The organism is Candidatus Soleaferrea massiliensis AP7, from assembly GCF_000820765.1.
In the GTDB taxonomy this organism is placed as follows: Bacteria; Bacillota; Clostridia; order Oscillospirales; family Ruminococcaceae; genus Soleaferrea; species Soleaferrea massiliensis.
Genome location: NZ_CCYH01000010.1, coordinates 1 through 15307, shown reverse-complemented (window position 1 = coordinate 15307; position 15307 = coordinate 1). Strand labels below are relative to the sequence as shown.

The window sequence follows — 15307 nt, the reverse complement described above, 5'->3', positions numbered from 1 at the left end:
AAATGTCTGCGGCATCTAACCCTGCAGAATGGCAAATTTGAGTTGGACCAGATCAAAGATGTTGATGACGCCGTCTGCGTTGACGTCCGCCGCCGCGAAGTACGCGCCTTCGAGATCGGTTCTGCCCAGGATGCCGGATTTCATGGTCAGCAGATCGCTCACGCCGAGCGCGCCGTCCCCATCCACGTCGCCTGAAACTGCGATGACCGCGCTGTCGTAGACAAGATCCGGATCCCGTACCAGGCTGACAACGCAGCCGGTGCCGACGAGCTGATCATCCGCGAGCTCGCTGCCGTCTTGATCTGTGACTTCGATACTGCCGAGCTCTTGCCGGAACATGCCCTTGAGGGCTTCCACAGTCGTGTCCGCCGCGATGCCGGAGATGATGCCGTCCTTAATCGGAAGATCAGTCTCGAAGCTTTCGGTCTGGCGCACAAACTGCAGCCAGTTCAGGTTCATGCCGTCGCCGGTAAACTGGACCTTCAGCTGATGGGCGCCCTCGCTCAGGTAGACCACCTGCGGAGCCGATGTCACCCATTTCTGCCAGCCGCCGGTGTAGCCGGTTGTGTAGGCTGCCTGGGCCTGGCCGTCAACCATCAGCGAGAAGGACGCCTGCCGCAGGTCATTGTAGCCGCCCGCGATGCGCGCATACACGTCATAGTAGCCGGCCTGCTTCACATCGATGTTGTAGGTGGCGTATTCGCCGACCGCACAGGTGCCGAGGTTGAGTCCGCCGCCCACATCGGAGCAGTTTTCCGGTCCCATCCTGCTGGAGATATCGGTGAACTGTTCGGCAGCCTTGATCGTGGTGTCGTCGGTGATCGGAATCGACTCGGCGCCGTCCTTCATGTCGAAGTGCACATAGTCGAAGCTGGCGTTGATGCTGCCGACATTCGTCGAGCCGTTAGAGGCCAGGAGACCGAAGCGCGGATTGATGAAATCGACGACGACCCGTTTGCCCAGATAGGTGTAATTGACGCCGTCGGTGCTGAAGAATGCGGTGTAGACCTTGTCGCGTTTGGACAGCTTGAAGTACATCGTATCGGTGACTGGATTTCCGAGGTTTGCGTTTTCTACAATCTGGCTGTGGGTGCCGTTCTTCTCCTGCGAGAAGAAGACCTTTGCGGCATTTCCGTTGTATTCCATGCGGAAGGTGATATAGTTGTCCTCGTCCTGCATCATGATGACGCCGATTTCCTGGTAGTTGGTCCACGGCTTCTTGTCGAAGGTGACCTTGGTGACGGCATCCCAGCTGCCGCTTGCCGGCTGGGTCACATAGTTGACGAGGTTGTTGTTGGTCTGATAGAGGTCGCCCTTTTCGGTCGTGATGACCAGATTGCCGTTTTCAAGCTTCAGGTTGTTCGGGTTCGGACGGTTGACGGTCCAGAAGCTGCCCAGCGTATCGCCGTCGAAGTCGTCGCTCTTCGGCTTGATGCCGAAGTACAGGATATATTCCTGCGCCTGGTCAACCGATTCGCAGCGGATGACCGCGCGGTTGTTCGGAAGATCGTATGCGACCGTGTAATCCACGCCCGGCGCCGGCTGCGCCGTGATTTCCGGCAGGTTTTCGAGGTCGTCCGTCACAACGTTGTAGCTGTACTGGTAATCGAGGAAGCCAGGAAGCGCCTCGCCGTCCAGATAGATGTTCTCAAGGGTCGCATAGACCGGGTTCTCAAATGCCGGCGGCAGGCCGGATTCCTTTGTAAAGATGACCTTGTAGATGTTCTCTTCGCCGCCCGCTTTGGTATAGATGACCGCGATCGGTTTTTCCTCTGTCGGCTGCACAATGCTGACCTCGACGTCATCGGACGCCTTGTCTGCGGTGATAACCGGCATATCGCCCTTGATGTTCATGTAGACCTTGTAATCCAGAACTGCCGGATTGAAGATGGCCAGCTTCCTGCCGTCCACATAGATGTTCTCCAGACGCGGGTCGCCCGGTTCGGTTTTTTCCACATCGAACCAATCGGTTCCGAGCGGATAGGGGCTGACATATTCCATATCGTTTTCCCGTGCGAATGCCGGGGAATCCATCAGATAATTCAGGATGTTCTTCGCGCTGCGCTGCACCTCTGCTCTGGTCACGCGGCCGTTTTTGAGTCCGTCCATCAGGGAACCGGATTTGTTGGCGACCGGCATGGCCGTGTCGTTCTGCGCGCGCACCATCGCGGCGTCATCCTTGTTGCCAATCGTGGAGTTCTGCTCCGCCCACCAGTCGGTCATGACAAAGCCGGTGAAGCCCCACTCTTTTCTCAGGAGGGTGGTGCACAGATCGTAGTTCGAGGACGCCCAGATGCCGTTGATCGGGTTGTAGGAGGTCATAATGGAACCCGGCTGCGCGGTCCTGGTCATGATCTCAAAGCCTTTGAGGTAAATCTCTCGCAGCGCCCTTTCTGAAACGCGTGAGTCCACATTGTGACGGTTGCGTTCCTGGTTGTTTGCAACGAAGTGTTTTGCCGCAACCGTTGCGCCGGAAGTCTGCACGCCCTTGGTTACCGCCGCCGCCATCGTGCCGGTCAGCAGGGGGTCCTCCGAGAAGTACTCGAAGTTTCTGCCGCACAGCGGGTCGCGGTGGATGTTCATTCCAGGAGCGAGCCAGCTCTCGACATTGTTGAGCACCAGTTCCTGTCCGTGAACGACATGCGCCTTTTCGATCAGGTCGAGGTTCCAGGTGCAGGCCATCAGCGTGCCGATCGGCAGCGCTGTCGCGACCTCGCCGTCGTCCATACGGATGCCGGACGGGCCGTCCGCGCAGCATCCAATTGGGATGCCAAAGGTGTTCCGAAGCTCGGTGCTGAGTCCGCCGAACGCCGAAGCGGTTCCCGGCGTGACCTTCGGGCTGCTCATGCCCTCCGCGATCGGGAGCTGCACGAGCTGTTCATCGGTGAGCTGTGCGACGAACTCATCCATCGTGATGGTGCCGTTGTAGACGTCCATCAGCTTGTAGCCCTGATTTCCGGTCTGTGCGATTTCCGCCGGCATCCGTTCTTCGATGCGCGCCTGCAGATCGGTCGTTCTGACCGGCACCGGCTCGCTGCTCTGGACGATATTGCCGTTTTCATCCTCCGACGCGACCATGCGGTTGAACTGATTCTTCGGGTCAACAGGCATAACCTCTTCAAGCTCTTCGGTGACGGTGAGCGCGTCGAGGGTGTAAACGCCCTTCTGCTCGCAGTCCCGCACCGAGTTGCCGACATAGATCGGGTAGTCGCCGGCCTCGAGCACATAGCAGGATTTATGGCCGGTCTTGCCGCCGTCGTCATAGGACGCCATGTTGTCGATGTCGTAGGAAATGGTCATCACCTGGCTTTCGCCCGGTTCCAGAATGGAGGTCTTCGCAAAGGCGCCGAGCGCTTTGGCAGGCTTGCCAAGCACACCCTGCGGCGCGCCGTAGTAAACCTGTACAACCTCTTTGCCCTTGTAGTCGCCGGTATTCGTGACTTCGACGTTGACCTTGACCTGTCCGTTCTCGAAGGTCACGCCCTTGGTATCGATGTCGAAGCTGGTGTAGCTCATGCCATAACCGAATGGATAGGCCACACGGTCCTTCGCAAAGGTTTCAAAGTAACGGTATCCGACATAGATGTCCTCCGCATAGTTGTTGAAGTTCGATCCGTTGAAGTTTGAGGAGGACGGATAATCGGCATAATCGATCGCAATGGTATCGGAAAGCTTGCCGGAAGGCGTGACGTCGCCGGTCAGCACATCTGCGACCGCCTTGCCGCCCTCCATGCCGCCGTGCCAGACATACATGACCGACTCGACGCCGAATTCATCCACCCATTTCATGTCCATGATGTTGCCGCAGTTCAGCAGAACCGCAACCTTGTCAAATTTGGAAGTGACAGAACGCAGCATGTCGCGTTCTCCGTCGGAAAGCTGGTAGCTTCCCTTGGTGTTCGAATGGTCCTTGTCCTCACCCGCCTGGCGTCCGATGACGACCACGGCGGTGTCGGAATACGCTTTCGCCATGTCCAGTACTTCTTCGCTCAGCGGCATTTCCGCCTGGCTCCACGGCTCCGTCCAGTCTCCGATGCCCTGCGGCGGATTCTTGGCGATCCAATCCGCATAGACGCTTGCCAGTTCTTCGTTGACCTGGACCTTTGGATTCTGGCGCAAGCCTTCCAGAATATTGGTCACGTGGGTGACGTTCACCTTACCGCCGGAACCGGTTCCACTCTTATAATAGTTCACCGCAATGCGTCCGAACAGGTTGACCTTGCGCCCGTTTTCGAGCGGAAGGACATTTCCATCGTTCTTCAGCAGCACCGCGCCTTCGGTCGCGACCTGGCGTGACAGGTCCGCAAGGCCGTCCACGGTCTTTGCCGAAGCAAACAGGCTGAAGGTGGAGCTCAGCAGGCAGGCACTCAACGCAACCGCCGCAATTCGTTTAAGCAGCCCTTTTTTCCGGTTGGATGGAATCGCTTTGCTATCTTTCCTAACTGTTCTTCCCATTTTCACAACTCCTTTTGTCAAAGTTCCGTCATACAACATGAAGAAAATACTCTTCATCCATTTTTAAGAATAGTGCATTTTATACAATTAGTCAATACATTTTTGAACAAACTGAAAAACAAAATTTATTTTCTATGTATTGCATAAATTCTTTGTTCACGTTTGTACACCTTGTATAAAGCTTCCAATTGTTTCTTGTGTACTATTTTGCATTCTTCTAAATTTATGCTATAATAGGTTTATCAATTGCCTATATTAAGGGGGATATTTATGAGTCTGATCATCCGCACCTATACCGAGCGGGACCTGCCGGCCATCACTGAAATCTGGAATGAAATTGTACAAGCCGCCGACAGCTTTCCGGGCGATCATCCGCTGGAAAGCAGCGAAGCGGCCGATATGTTCGCTTCTCAGACCGAAACGGCCTGCGCCGAACTGGACGGCGAGATCGTCGGCGTCTACATCCTGCACCCGAACAACATCGGCCGGTGCGCGCACATTGCGAACGCATCCTACGGCATTAAAAAGGGCCTGCGCGGACAAGGCATCGGTCGGAAGCTCGTCGAGCATTCGCTTGAGCGCGCGAAGGCGCACGGCTTCACGGCGCTGCAGTTTAACGCCGTGGTCTGCACCAACACGCCGGCCATCAAGCTGTACGAGGATCTGGGTTTTGAGCGGATGTGCCGCGTCCAACACGGCTACCGGCTGAAGGACGGCTCCTTTGCCGACACCTTCCTCTTTATCAAACAGCTGGACTAAACGCCACAGCAAGGCGCAAAGTATGACAATAGAAACTTGACCGGTGAACACCAAGCAGGTTGCTGCGGTCCATTTCAGCCCCACCTATTATACCAAATCGGCCCTGCAATTTCTGTCAGATGCGCTCAGTGCCCGTTCTGCTGAGATGGATCTCACAGAAAAACGGCAACCGAATGAGGGGCACGCATTTTCAGGACAAACGCTGGTCTGTTTCGTGAGCCGTCCATCGCATCTGTCGAGACGCATGCCGATCCCTTTCAAAGGACCTCCGCCAGACCGACCTGATGACCTGCATCTCCCGCCTTGATACGCTTCCCTGTGCCCGCTCAAGGCGCAATGGATCAATCCCGTGAGTTGGACAACACAGCAAAAAAGCTGCGCCGCGCCCACATGAATTCCAAACGCAGCATATGCAGATTTGATACGGTGCCGCTTGCAGTTTTCAGCCGCGTTCTCTTTCATCTGCCGCAATTCCCGTCCCGTGTACAAACGGTGGAATGTGATGGCGCCGCTTCTCACACGCGCTGCGCTTTTCGCATGCGGGAATTGACACTTCAACCATCCCACAACAGTTTTCTTCATACAGATTCATAAAGCGGTGAAAGAGCTGCTGTTTTGCTGATTGAAAAACCCGCAAGCTTCTCAACCATACCGAACCAAAAAGTCCCCATGGCCGGAAAGGAGATGTTATCGATGGAACCGCTGCAGAGCTTATTGGGTGACGCCGGCATCCGGCACTTCGGCATCTGCCGGTTTACGGATACGCTGCCGCTGCTCGAATGCCGCGCCAAGAGCCGGATCCCTGCCGGTGCACAGTCGGTCATCGTCTGCCTGTTTCCCTATTATACCGGCGAGAGCCCCGTTGCAAACCTTTCCAAATATGCCCGGGTTCCCGACTATCATCTCGTCGTGGGAGATCTCCTGAAACAGGCTTGTCTAAAACTGCGGGATGCTTTCCCGTCCGAACAGTTCGCGGCATTTGCGGACAACTCCCCGATTCGTGAGGTGCATGCGGCCCGGATGGCCGGGCTGGGCGTCGTCGGCATGAACGGGCTGCTGATCCACGAGAGGTTCGGCAGCTTCTGCTTCATCGGGGAGATTGTGAGCACCCTGCGGCTTCCATACAGCGCGCCGTCCTCCGGGACCTGCCGGCAGTGCGGGCGCTGCCGCGCCGTTTGTCCGGGACAGGCGTTCGATGAAAACGGATATTTTCTGAAAGAACGCTGTCTTTCCTTTTTAACTCAGAAAAAAGGCGAGCTGACCGGTGAACAGCGCCGGAAAATCCAAAAAAGCGGCGTCATCTGGGGCTGCGACCGATGCCAGGATATCTGCGTGCACAACAGGGACCTACCCATAACCGATATCCCGGCATTTCTGGAAGACAACGTATTTCGGATCGACGCCGATCTGCTGAGCCGGCCGATTGACCGCTACGCCTTTGCATATCGTCCCAAAAGCGTTCTTTATCGGAATCTGGGTATAATGGAGGATGAAATGTGCGATACTACTCCTATGGTTCCTGCTCCCAAGCAGGAAAACAAAGACTGATACAGTTTAGGAGTGGTATTACATGCAGGTAAGAGAAATTATGAGCGACGCTGTCATCTGCTGCGACGCACAGGAAAGCGTCACCAAGGTCGCGCATGTCATGGAACAGCACAACATCGGATCGGTCCCAATCCAGCAGAACGGCGAACTTCGGGGCATCGTGACCGACCGGGACATCGTGCTGCGCTGTGTGGCACAGGGTAAAAATGCCGATCACTGCCAGGCCCAGGAGGTCATGAGCACCGGCATCACCTACTGCACGCCGAGCTCCCTGGTGCGGGACGCCGTGGAAATTATGGCGGAGCACCGCATCCGCAGGCTTCCGGTCATCGAGGACAACACCCTGAAGGGATTCGTCTCCCTGTGCGACGCCGCCCGGGTCAAAGCCGATATGGAAATTGCCAAGGCCATCAGCGAAATCAGCATGGATTAAACATCAGAACCGATTGTCCCATCTGCGGCCAGTCGTTTTTTCCATGTAATGTAGGGCATCTCTCCATCTGGAAGGTCTCTCCCGCAATGTCAAGAGGCGCTCCCCGCAAACCGCGGGAAGCGCCTTTATCTATTCATTCTAAATGGAGTGCATGCACTTTACTTTATCTTCTTTTCTTCGCGGTGACAACCGTCGCTGCTCCAGCCATGCCCGCCAACACAATCAGGCTGATGATCGGCAACGCCGAATCGCCGGTGTTCGGGGTCGGCTTGCTTGCTGTGGAGGAAGCGCCGCCCGAGGAGCCGGAGCCCTGGGAATCGGAAGGTTCACTGCTGCTGGCCGTCTTTTCGATCAATCCGTCGATGGCTGCCTGCAGTTTCTGGCCGGCTGCCACGATCTGATCATAGCTCTGGATATCGGCAAGCGCCGCTTCGGCTTCTTCAATCGCGGTGTTCAGCACGCTGACAGTCTCATCGGTGTACTTGCTCTGGTCGATGGCTTTCGCTTCCTTGACCAGGTCTTCCAGTGCCGCGACAGCGTCCGCCAGGGTTCCCGCCTCGGATTTCTCAGTCGAGAACGGGAACGGATGCTTCAGTTCATAATCCATGTTTTCGGTGGAACCGATCACTTCGGAGAACTTAAAGGTCTTCATGACATACGGCATCATGTTTGCCGCGCACTGTTCCAGCGCCGCGCGGATTTCTTCCGGATTGTTTTCAAACTCATAGGAATAGTCCGCCAGGGCTGCCTTGGACGCGCCGCCGAACGACAGCATCGTGTCATTTCCCGCATACGCCGCATCCGGTGCGATCATGTATCCGCCGATCCAGGCGTCGGTCAGAACGAAGCCGTCGTAGCCCCATTCGCCGCGGGTCAGGTCGTTCAGCAGTGCGGAGCTTGCGCCGCACCAGGTTTCGCCAAGGCGGTTGAACGCGGACATAATGCCCATGGCGCCGCCCTTGACAGCCATTTCAAACTGCTTCAGATAGATTTCACGGTAAGCGCGCTCGGACATATAGGTTTCAATGCCGCAGCGGTTGGACTCCTGGTCGTTGCCGGCATAGTGCTTGATGCATGCGGTCAGTCCCTCGGACTGGCAGCCGTCAACCATTGCCGCCAGCATGATGCCGCCGAGCATCGGGTCTTCGGAGAAATACTCAAAGTTGCGTCCGCCGCGCGGATTTCGGTGGCAGTCCGCAGCCGGTGCATACCAGCTGTCGATGCCCAGATCCTTCGCTTCCAGACCGGCCGCAACGCCCATCTCCCTGACGAGATCCTGATTCCAGGTGCAGGCGATCATCGTGGCGCTTGGGAAAGCGGTTCCGTTGGTCTTGCCGCTGCCTCTGGCGGCTTTGACGCTGGAAGGTCCATCGTTGGACAGGGTTTTCGGAATGCCGAGACGCTCGATGCCAAGTGTCTGGAATCCGCCGCAGGTCTGCATGAGGATCAGTTCTTCATCGGTGAACTGGGCCACGAAATCAGCCATCAGGGCCGGGTTCTTATAGACGTCCTTGAGCTGGATCGCCGCCGGCTGTTCGCCCTCCGCCATGGGGATGACGCCGTTTACCATCTTGGGCATTGCGTCCGGCTCGTTGAACTTGCCGTCCGGATGACCGGTGCCCAGCGCGTTGAATCCGGTTGCGCTCCAGCCGCTGCCCGGCTCGGTGCGGTTGCCTTCGGCCGGTGCCGTCGGATAGGTTCCTTGAGGATCATATTTGGAGAGCTTGGTGAAACCGAATTTATCGGCTCCGTGCTCCATGTCCTGGAAGTGGTTTTTGATTTCAACGCCGGTGGCGCTGTCGTTTTTGATCAGCTTGTCGCTTGCCAGGTTGTAGACGCCCGCTTCTTCGGCATCCCTGACAGAGGTGCCCATGTAGATGTTGTACGCGCCCTTCTCCAGCAGATAGCCTTCGTCATCCGAGCTGTAGGAAGCCATTTCATCGGTTTCGAAGGTGATGGTGACCAGCTGGCTCTGTCCCGGCTCGAGCAGATCGGTCTTCTCAAAGCCGACAAGCTCTTTGGATGGTTTCTCCAGCTTGCCGTCCGGCGCGCCGTAGTAAACCTGGACAACTTCCTTGCCGGCCGCGTCGCCGGTGTTCTTGACCAGCGCTTTGACGGTGATGGTGTTTTCATCCGCCGCAAAGCCCGCGTTTCTAACATCGAAGCTCGTATAGGAAAGACCGTAGCCGAACGGATACTGCACCCTTGCGAGCGCGCCGAACTCCTCGGTTTCGAAATACCGGTAGCCGACATAGATGTCTTCCTCGTACTCGACATAGTACTTGTCCTTCTCATCCGCATTGTTCGGATCTTCCTTCGGCTTGACGATATCGCCGAAGTTCATATTGGACGGATAGTCGTGGATGCTGTACGCAATCGTGTCCGCCAGCTTGCCGGACGGGTTGACGGTGCCGTCGAGCATCTTTGCGACGGACGTCATGCCCACGTCGCCGGTCGCCCAGATGATGGCGGCCGCTTCGATCGAATCATATTTGTCCAGGAAGCCCATTTCCAGCGTGTTGCAAATGTTGAACAGCACGATGACATGGTCAAACGAATTGGCGATCTTGTCGATCATCTTCAGTTCGCCTTCATACAGGCCGATATCCGAGTTTCCGAGGTCGAGTCCCTCACTGCCGTTGCGGCCGATCAGCACGACGGCCGTATCGGAATAGGCCTTCGCCTGCGCGATCATGTCGTCGGTCACTTCCATCTCCGCATGTGCCACGGAGTTGGTCGTATAATCGCCCAATGCGCCGCCTTCGCCCTCGACCGGGCGGTAATCCAGATCCTTTCCGCCGTTGTCCCACCAGGTTTGATATGTATTGATCAGCGTTTCATTCAGTTTAAAGCCCTGATCGCGCAGTGCGGGCAGGAAGGAGATGGAGTTGTCCGTCGCGGATGCGCCGGAGCCGCCGCCGCTGAAATACGGCGAAAGCTGTGTGGTGCCGAAGGTGGAGATCTTCGCACCCTTCTCAAGCGGCAGTCCGCCGTTTTCATTTTTAAGCAGGACGATACCTTCGTCCGCAATGCGCTCCGCAACCTCCAGCCCGTAGTTGGACGGCGCTGCAAAGGCGGTTGTCTGAACGGCAACCAGGCTTGTACACAGGATCGCAGCACTCAATACGGTGCTGATCACTTTGTTTTTCCGATTCTTTTCCATAATGTTCCTCCGTCATTTTTCATAATTTCGTCTTGGCTGTGTCTGGAACCAAAAATAAATCCGCCCCTCCTTTTTCCTGAATTTTTATTTTATACAAACCGGCTGATCTGCCAACCATCCTGTACAACAACGTTTTCAGGTCAGCGATTTGTACATTGCAAAACATTTTATTTACAATATACTTTCATTTTATTATCAATCATAATATTATCCAGCCGATTTGTCAAGTATTTATTTCACAATTAGAGGGTTAAGCTTCTATTGAACTTCTATTAATTATCTAATTTAATTATTTTTTAGTGAAATCCGTGAATTAATATTGTATTCGACATTTCTCTCTCTCCATTTTAAGGACCCCCAACAGGAACCAGACCGGACGATTCCCACAAAATACTCCGGATTACCCGCTTGCTTATCAGAACGGTTTTCTCCCGGCACACCGATTTCATCGGCATCACGGTTCTGAAAACCCGTCAAAGGCAACATCACAGCCGACCTGAACCGCTGTCCTGTCATCTGCCGGCCGGATGATCCCGACAGTTATCAAGAAATCATTGCAGCGCCCTGAACAAACTGCCGCAGTCGTTGACAAGCCTCCCAGCCAATGTGTATAATGAAGACATCACCAAACAAACGGGAGGGATGACCGATGGACAGGCCGCTGCTTCAGGCAATCGAAGCATACCGGCACCGACAAACCGTGCGCTGCCACATGCCAGGGCACAAGGGAAAGGAATCCGGACTGTTCGGTAAGCTTTGCGCCTATGATGTCACCGAAATCCCCGGCACCGACAGCCTGTATGACTGCGGCGGCCCGCTGCGGCTCACTGAGCTTCGTTTGAGCGCGCTTTACGGCGCGGCGGACAGCCTTTTGAGCGCCGGCGGCTCGTCGCTCTGCATCCAGACCATGCTGGCCATGGCCGCCAAACGCGGCGGGACGCTGATCGCCTCGCGCAGCATCCATGTTTCGGCGGTCAACGCGATGGGGCTTCTGGGGCTTGATCCGGTTTGGGTGTACCCGCGCGGCGAAAAACATCTTGCCGGACGCGTCCAGCCCGGCGACGTCGAACAGGCGCTGCGGGCGCATCCCGACGCGCTGGCCGTGTACATCACCTCCCCCGACTATTACGGCATTGTCTCAGACATCGCGGCAATTGCCGCGGTCTGCCGAAAGCACAGCGTCCCGCTGCTTGTCGACAACGCGCATGGCGCGCATCTGAAATTCATGGAGCGGGACATGCATCCGATCACGCTGGGCGCGTCGGCCTGCTGTGACAGCCTGCACAAAACCCTGCCCGCGCTGACCGGCGCCGCGGCGCTGCATCTGGGCAAGGACTATGCCGTCCGGTACGAACCCGACGGACGGCTACCCGCGCCGCGCATACAGGGCTGCGTGCTCTACCGCAGAGCCAAGGAGATGATGTCGGTCTTCGGATCGACCAGCCCAAGCTACCTGATCATGCTTTCGATCGAGGACTGCTGCGCGCAGCTCCCGTCGCTCGACTTCCGTTTGATGGCCGAACGCATCCGGCGGCTGGAGGACATCGCTCTGGCGCAGGGGATGCGCATCCCTGAGGGGGAGCGCGACGGCATCAAGCTGGTGGTGGACGCGACAGATCTCGGCTATACCGGCAAAGCGCTTGCGCAGCGTATGCGCGCGGACGGCATCGAGCCGGAATACGCGGACGCTGTCTGGGCCATCCTGCTGTTCTCCCCGCTCACCGAACCGGCGGAATACGATGCGGTCGCGCAATTTCTCGAAAGCCTTCCGCATGGCCGGCCGCTGCCGGGCCATCTATTTCCCTCGGTCTTGCCGGAGAAATGCCGGACACTGCCCCAGGCCTTTCTGCAGGAATCCGAGCTGCTGCCGGTGTCCGAATGCGAAGGCCGGATCGCCGCCGCGGTCAAGAGTCCCTGCCCGCCGGGCATCCCTGTTGTGATGCCGGGAGAAAAAATCGATCGGAAATTGATCAAACTTTTAAATGATTCTGGTATTTTGTTGCTAAAAGTGCTAAAATAGAATCGTACCGAAAAGGTCTGTTTCACAGATCCCTTTCTGTTCCATCATATACAGGTGCCGCTTGCATCCGCGGATTTTGATTTTTGTCCGGAAGGATGCGTACAAGACCGGAGGCCCTGTGATAAGGAGGTTTTCATATGAAACTCATCTTTGCGATCGTCTCGAAGGACGACAAGTCCAACGTCAACCACCACCTCATCGAGGCCGGGTTCAGCGTGACCAGGCTGTCTTCGCAGGGCGGTTTTCTGCAGGCGGGCAACACCACGCTGCTGATTGGAACAGAGGATGAACGGGTTGACGACTGCATCCGCATCATTGAAGAATACAGCAAAACGCGCAAAGAGGTTGTGGCCGGCGACATGATGTACGGCGGCATCGGCGTCTGGGACACCGTCCCGCTTGAGGTCACCGTCGGCGGAGCCACCATCTTTGTGGTGAATGTAGAAAGGTTTGAAAAGGTATAAATGAAGGCAAACCTGGATGATTTCTGTGCAAATGAACATCTGAAGCAGTCGCTGCTCCACATGGTGGAGAGCGGACGGCTGTTTCACGCATATCTGCTGGAGGGTGAAAACGGACTCGGCAAAAAAACCTTTGCGCGGCTCATGGCCGCCAGCTTCCTGTGCACCGGCAAAGAGGACGCCGTCCCCTGCCTGCGCTGTGAAAGCTGCCGCAAGGTGCTGGGGTCGGTGCATCCCGATGTCCAGCTGCTGGAGGGGACCGGCAGCCGCTCGTTCCATGTCGATGAAATCCGGAAAATCCGTTCCTCGCTGTACATCAAGCCGAACGAAGGGGAATACCGGATCTACATCCTGGCAAACGCCGAAGGCATGACGCCGCAGGCGCAGAACGCACTGCTCAAAAGCCTGGAGGAGCCGCCGAGCCACACCATCTTCATCCTGACCACCGAAAACCGCGCGCTGCTGCTTCCCACCATCTTGTCAAGGCTGGTATGCCTGAAGCTGCATGCGCCGGACCGGGATTCCTGCCTGGCTTATTTTAAAGCGCGTCATCCGCAGTTTGAAGAACAGGCGGTCCTGGATGCCGCCGAGCTCTGCGGAAACAACATCGGCCGGATGCTCGCCGCTCTTTCCGATCCGAACCATCAGAAGGTTATGGAGCTGAGCGAACAGATCGCCGAAGCCCTCTGTGCCAACGACAGCGGCCGGCTACTGAAAGCCATGGCGGTCTTTGAGAAGGACAAGGCCCTGTTTGCCGAGGTGCTCGGCGTGCTGCAGACGCTTGCGCACAGCGCGCTGCTTGCGAAGATGTCCGCACAGGCTCCGATATACAAGCTTGAAAGGATGCTGCAGGAGCGGCTTGGGCTCTCGCGGCTGATGCGGCTCGAACAGCTGATTCAGCAGACGCAGCAGCAGATGCGCGGGAATGCCAACCACACGCTGATGCTGACCTGGCTGACCTCTCAGCTGATATAGAAGCACACATAGCAAGTACTGTGAAAGGAATGCTTGTCAGTATCTTTGCAGAGAATATACAACAGATTACAGCCAGTGACGGCCCCTGATTGCAGCTGTGGCTATCCGGCAATTCTTACACGTTAAAACCCATGAAACGGAGGAGTAACATGGCAGAAGTGATAGGCGTCCGGTTCAAGGATGTGGGCAAGGTCTACTACTTTGATCCCGGCGATTCCCATATGGAGGTCGGCCAGCGCGTCATCGTTGAAACGGCGCGCGGCATCGAGTGCGGCGAGGTCGCGCTCGCAAACCGCGAGGTGTCCGACAAGGACATCGTGAAGCCGCTCAAGAAGGTGATCCGCGCCGCAAACAAAGCGGATCTCAAAAAGCTTGCCGACAACAAGGTCAAGGAGAAGCAGGCGTTCCAGATCTGCCTGCAGAAAATCGAGAAAAACAAGCTGGATATGAAGCTCATCGGAGTGGAATACACCTTTGACAACAACAAAATCCTGTTCTATTTCACAGCCGATGGCCGCGTGGATTTCCGTGAGCTGGTCAAGGATCTGGCAAGCGTGTTCCGCACCCGCATCGAGCTGCGCCAGATCGGCGTGCGCGACGAGGCGAAGCTGCTGGGCGGGCTGGGCATCTGCGGCAAGCCGTTCTGCTGCTCGACCTTCCTGGGCGAGTTCCAGCCGGTCTCGATCAAGATGGCCAAGGAACAAGGGCTTTCCCTGAATCCCGTCAAGATTTCTGGTACCTGCGGCCGGCTGATGTGCTGCCTGAAATATGAACAGCATTCTTATGAGGACCTGCTCAAGACCACGCCGAAGGCCGGTGCGTATGTATCCACGCCGGACGGACGGGGACATGTCGTGGAGGTCAACCTCCTGACCGGGCTTCTGAAGGTCGTTCTGGACAAGAACAAGGATGCGGCCGCACGCCCCTACTGCAAGGAGGACGTCAAGCTCATCAAGGACGCGCAGATCAAGCTCGATCACGAGGAATTGGCCGCTCTGCACGAATTGAAGGCTTTGGAGAAGGAATAATTTTAAGTTTCCGACATAAATTCCTGTACCGAAAAGGTTGCTTTTTTCTAAATATATGGTACAATAACAATGTATTCTGAGGTTTTAGTCTCAGTGTAATTAGGAAACTCTCAAGAGGGAGGTGTAACATAATGGCTTATAAAATTTCCGATGAATGCATCAGCTGTGGTGCATGTGAGGCAGAGTGCCCGGTTGGTGCAATCAGCTCTGGTGATGATAAATTTGTAATCGATGCCGATACCTGCATTGATTGCGGCGCTTGCGCGGATGTATGCCCGGTTTCGGCTCCGTCTGCAGACTAATTTCTATAACATACCGTAAAAAAGGGAACGCTTTATGGCGTTCCCTTTTTTAATTTGTTTGAAGTGCATTTTGTCCTAAAGGTACATTTGGGCAGGGTGGTATTGTATCGCTGTGGTGCAGCGGTATCACTTTGTTTGCCAAGGTACCTTGGCAATGTGGTTG

General features: G+C 56.0%; 10 protein-coding genes. 8 read left to right on the top strand and 2 right to left on the bottom strand.

Going from position 1 to position 15307, the window contains the following annotated elements:
• Positions 1 to 15 precede the first annotated feature (15 nt).
• Positions 16 to 4455: a glycoside hydrolase family 3 C-terminal domain-containing protein gene (locus tag BN348_RS12845; protein ID WP_197068258.1), complete on the bottom strand. Its 4440-nt coding sequence runs from the start codon at positions 4453 to 4455 to the stop codon at positions 16 to 18.
• A gap of 270 nt (positions 4456 to 4725) precedes the next feature.
• Here BN348_RS12845 and BN348_RS01885 point away from each other — a divergent pair, with 270 nt between their 5' ends.
• The 3 genes from BN348_RS01885 (at position 4726) to BN348_RS01875 (ending at position 7195) form a co-directional block, all read left to right on the top strand.
• Positions 4726 to 5214: a GNAT family N-acetyltransferase gene (locus BN348_RS01885; protein WP_040195842.1), complete on the top strand. Its 489-nt coding sequence runs from the start codon at positions 4726 to 4728 to the stop codon at positions 5212 to 5214.
• Positions 5215 to 5907: 693 nt separating this feature from the next.
• On the top strand, positions 5908 to 6762 hold the full coding sequence (locus BN348_RS01880; protein ID WP_052446627.1) for an epoxyqueuosine reductase: 855 nt from the start codon (positions 5908 to 5910) through the stop codon (positions 6760 to 6762).
• Positions 6763 to 6784: 22 nt separating this feature from the next.
• The gene (locus BN348_RS01875; protein WP_040195841.1) at positions 6785 to 7195 is read left to right on the top strand and encodes a CBS domain-containing protein; all 411 of its coding nucleotides are present in this window, start codon (positions 6785 to 6787) and stop codon (positions 7193 to 7195) included.
• Between the two features lie 163 nt (positions 7196 to 7358).
• Here the strand turns inward: BN348_RS01875 and BN348_RS01870 are convergent, their stop codons facing one another.
• Positions 7359 to 10358 (bottom strand): beta-glucosidase, encoded by a 3000-nt coding sequence (locus tag BN348_RS01870; RefSeq protein WP_040195840.1) that lies wholly within the window; start codon positions 10356 to 10358, stop codon positions 7359 to 7361.
• Positions 10359 to 11007: 649 nt separating this feature from the next.
• Here BN348_RS01870 and BN348_RS01865 point away from each other — a divergent pair.
• From BN348_RS01865 to BN348_RS13470, 5 genes are all read left to right on the top strand, one after another.
• Complete coding sequence (locus tag BN348_RS01865; protein ID WP_040195839.1) at positions 11008 to 12378, top strand: Orn/Lys/Arg family decarboxylase; 1371 nt, start codon at positions 11008 to 11010, stop codon at positions 12376 to 12378.
• Positions 12379 to 12515: 137 nt separating this feature from the next.
• Positions 12516 to 12842, top strand: coding sequence for a cyclic-di-AMP receptor (locus BN348_RS01860; protein ID WP_040195838.1), 327 nt, complete (start codon positions 12516 to 12518; stop codon positions 12840 to 12842).
• A complete protein-coding gene (locus tag BN348_RS12840) occupies positions 12843 to 13814 on the top strand; it encodes a DNA polymerase III subunit (RefSeq protein WP_052446626.1) in 972 nt (323 codons plus the stop codon).
• A 149-nt stretch (positions 13815 to 13963) separates the two neighbouring features.
• Positions 13964 to 14842, top strand: coding sequence for a PSP1 domain-containing protein (locus BN348_RS01850; protein ID WP_040195837.1), 879 nt, complete (start codon positions 13964 to 13966; stop codon positions 14840 to 14842).
• 131 nt (positions 14843 to 14973) lie between these two features.
• Positions 14974 to 15144: a DUF362 domain-containing protein gene (locus tag BN348_RS13470; RefSeq protein WP_082020736.1), complete on the top strand. Its 171-nt coding sequence runs from the start codon at positions 14974 to 14976 to the stop codon at positions 15142 to 15144.
• Positions 15145 to 15307 lie beyond the last annotated feature (163 nt).

Bases quoted from the DNA above. Each gene is read 5' to 3' on its own strand.
- BN348_RS01865 (WP_040195839.1), top strand. From the start codon at position 11,008: ATGGACAGGCCGCTGCTTCAGGCAATCGAAGCATACCGGCACCGACAA.
- BN348_RS01885 (WP_040195842.1), top strand. From the start codon at position 4,726: ATGAGTCTGATCATCCGCACCTATACCGAGCGGGACCTGCCGGCCATC.
- BN348_RS12840 (WP_052446626.1), top strand. From the start codon at position 12,843: ATGAAGGCAAACCTGGATGATTTCTGTGCAAATGAACATCTGAAGCAG.
- BN348_RS01850 (WP_040195837.1), top strand. From the start codon at position 13,964: ATGGCAGAAGTGATAGGCGTCCGGTTCAAGGATGTGGGCAAGGTCTAC.
- BN348_RS13470 (WP_082020736.1), top strand. From the start codon at position 14,974: ATGGCTTATAAAATTTCCGATGAATGCATCAGCTGTGGTGCATGTGAG.
- BN348_RS01870 (WP_040195840.1), bottom strand. From the start codon at position 10,358: ATGGAAAAGAATCGGAAAAACAAAGTGATCAGCACCGTATTGAGTGCT.
- BN348_RS01860 (WP_040195838.1), top strand. From the start codon at position 12,516: ATGAAACTCATCTTTGCGATCGTCTCGAAGGACGACAAGTCCAACGTC.
- BN348_RS01875 (WP_040195841.1), top strand. From the start codon at position 6,785: ATGCAGGTAAGAGAAATTATGAGCGACGCTGTCATCTGCTGCGACGCA.
- BN348_RS12845 (WP_197068258.1), bottom strand. From the start codon at position 4,455: ATGGGAAGAACAGTTAGGAAAGATAGCAAAGCGATTCCATCCAACCGG.
- BN348_RS01880 (WP_052446627.1), top strand. From the start codon at position 5,908: ATGGAACCGCTGCAGAGCTTATTGGGTGACGCCGGCATCCGGCACTTC.